Raw genomic sequence first — 2,696 nt, forward strand, 5'->3', positions numbered from 1 at the left:
ATACCGCTCCTCCGATGCTCGTCGGTGTTGTGGCACTGCCGCTCCTCGCTTCACTGAGTGCGCTGCTGGCCGGTTCCCGATCCCCCCGCCTCGTGGGCAGAATCGGGGCCTCGGCCGCCGGTATGGGATTCGTCGGCGCAGTCATGCTCGGGCTTGACGTGACCGCCCACGGTTCCGTGTCGGCCACGGTGGGCGCCGATCACGGCACCCGACTATTCGAGCTGGAAGCCAACAGGCTCAGCGCTCTGCTGCTGGTGCTGGTCTACGGGGTGAGCACGGTGGTCCAGGGCTTCGCTTTGCGATACCTTGCGCGTGACACACGCTCGCGTTGGTTCGTGGCCGGCAGCGGCCTGCTCACCAGCGCATCCGCCGGCCTGATGACTGCCGGAACCCTGGTCGGGCTGGCCCTCAGCTGGACGTCGGCAGGTATCGCGCTGTGCCTGCTGCTGGCCACCTATTGGGAGCTGCCCGCCGCACGAGAGGGAGTGCGGCGCACCGCAACGGCATTCCTGCTCGGCGACCTCGCGCTGTGGCTGGCTGTCGGCCTACTCACCGCCAAGCGGGGCAGTGTCAGGCTGTCAACTCTGAGCCACAACGGAATCGAGCAATCGCCACTTCTGCTGGCGGCGGCCGCACTGATCGTCGTGGCAGCATTGTCACGCTCGGCCCAAATTCCGTTCCAGCGCTGGCTGCCTGCGACCCTGGCCGCACCGACACCCGTCTCAGCGCTACTGCACGCCGGTGTCGTCAACGCCGGCGGTGTACTACTGGTCCGACTCGCCCCCATCGTCAGCGGATCTCCCGTCGCCATGGCGCTGGCATTCGGCGCCGGCCTGCTGAGCATGGTCTACGGCGGCGTAATCATGCTCACCAGGCCAGACGTCAAGGGGTCATTGGTGTACTCGACGATGGCACAGATGGGATTCATGATCCTGACGTGCGGCTTGGGACTGTCCGCCGCGGCGGTGTTCCATTTGGTGGGCCACGGCTTCTACAAGGCCACTTTGTTCCTGTCGTCCGGTTCGGCGATAGCCAGGCGCCGTCAAAAGGCTTCCAGGCCAACCGCCCCGGCCCTGACCGCGGCACGGCAGACGGCAATCCGGCTCGCGGCGATGCTCCTGTCCGCCGCTGTGCTGTACGCGGCCGCCAACATCGTGCGCGTTCCTGACGTCGAACACGGTTCGGCTGAAGCACTGCTGGTGTTCACCTGGGCGGCCGCGGCGGCGGCGTTGACCGGCTGGCTGACCCGAGTCCCAAGCGCGAGAGCTGCCCTCCTCGGCGTCGCGGCGTTGCTCGTGGCGGCGCTCGGGTATGTGGCGCTGATGGGTGCGGTGACCGGATTCCTGGCTCCCGACCTGCCCGCGGTCACCGTGCCCGCTGGCGCGTCTCCCGGCCTCGCCGCGGTGGCCGTCACCCTGGGCGGGCTGACGCTGCTGCGCCAGGCGCCGCCCGGCGGTCGCACTGGTCGGTTTCAGCGTGCCTTGTACACGAAAGCATTTGTAGCAGGACAGATTCCGATGACAACGACAGGAGCGCTCCGGTGACTACGGGGGCAGAACACGTCTCGATGGAAACCCGCCGCGCGCGGCTGCGCAGTGAGGTCAACCTCGCCGCCCGCGTCATCCCCACGCACTACCCGCTGGAGACGTTCATTGCGGTCAACCCCCTGGCGGGGCTGGAATCGATGCCCTTCGAGCAGGCGGTCCGGCGCGCCGGCGATCTCTACGGTGTTCGGGGCGTGCTGGACGAGACCACCTACCGCGATCTCTACCGTCGCGGGCGGATCACCGACGCCGACCTGGATTCGGTGCTGCGGCAGCGTTACCCGGCGCTGCTCAACGGAGAGCCCGTCCGGATGGGGGACCGCTCGGTTACGCCCGCGGAATTGCTGCGCGCCGACCTTCTGCACGGCGAACCCGCCGCGGCACCCGAGCGACGCAGCATGACCCGCAGCGAGAAGGCCGCACCACGGATTGCTCAGCAGGTCGACGACCAAACCGCGAAATGGTGCACGGCGTACTTTGGTTCCTCTGCGGCGGGCTGGGGGATGCCCGGGCAGCGGGACGGTTTCTACCACGCTTGGCGGGAACTGGCCGCCGGGGATCACACGCTGAGCAGGAGCATCCGGGCGGCGCTGCGCAAGGTGGCCGACCGAGCCGACGATGCGGCTTTGCAGGCTCTGCAACAGTTGACCGTCGCCGACGACGAACGGATCACCTACCTGCAGGCGCACCTGACCCGACTTCCGGGCTGGGCCGCCCACGTCCGTTGGGCCGCCGACCGCACGACCGGTATGGACCTGCTGGACTACCTCGCGATGCGGCTGATTTACGAGGCGGTGTTGTTGTCGCACAGCGGCTCTGCGCCGGGTCCCGAGTCTGGCGGCGCCGTCGATCAACCGGTTCCCTCAGCCCGGGAACGGGCCGGCGCGCTGGCCCGAATTCACGGGTTGGACGAGGTCGACGACGCCGAGATCGGCGCGGCGGCGAGGGTGTTGTCGGCGTTGCCCGTCACCGCGCGGACCATGGTCTGGCAGCAGGCTTACGAGGGTAACTACCGCGATGCGTTGCTGCAGACGTTGGCGTGCAACGCGCCGACACCAAGACGTGGGCGCGCGCAAGCCCAGCTCGTGTGCTGCATCGACACCCGGTCCGAGGGGCTGCGTCGCCACGTGGAATCCCTGGGGGCATACGACA

2 protein-coding genes are annotated in these 2,696 nt (G+C 68.3%); both read left to right on the forward strand.

All coding sequences use genetic code 11. The features are described 5' to 3' along the window. Positions 1 to 1,544, forward strand: a 1,544-nt coding sequence (locus AC2VOK_RS20650; RefSeq protein ID WP_428902105.1) for a proton-conducting transporter transmembrane domain-containing protein, incomplete at its 5' end; no start/stop codon positions are given. Beyond that, positions 1,541 to 2,696 (forward strand): putative inorganic carbon transporter subunit DabA (locus AC2VOK_RS20655; RefSeq protein WP_428902106.1); only part of this gene is annotated, 1,156 nt, incomplete at its 3' end. The genes AC2VOK_RS20650 and AC2VOK_RS20655, both read left to right, overlap by 4 nt.

This window comes from Mycobacterium sp. TH-M116, assembly GCF_057473685.1.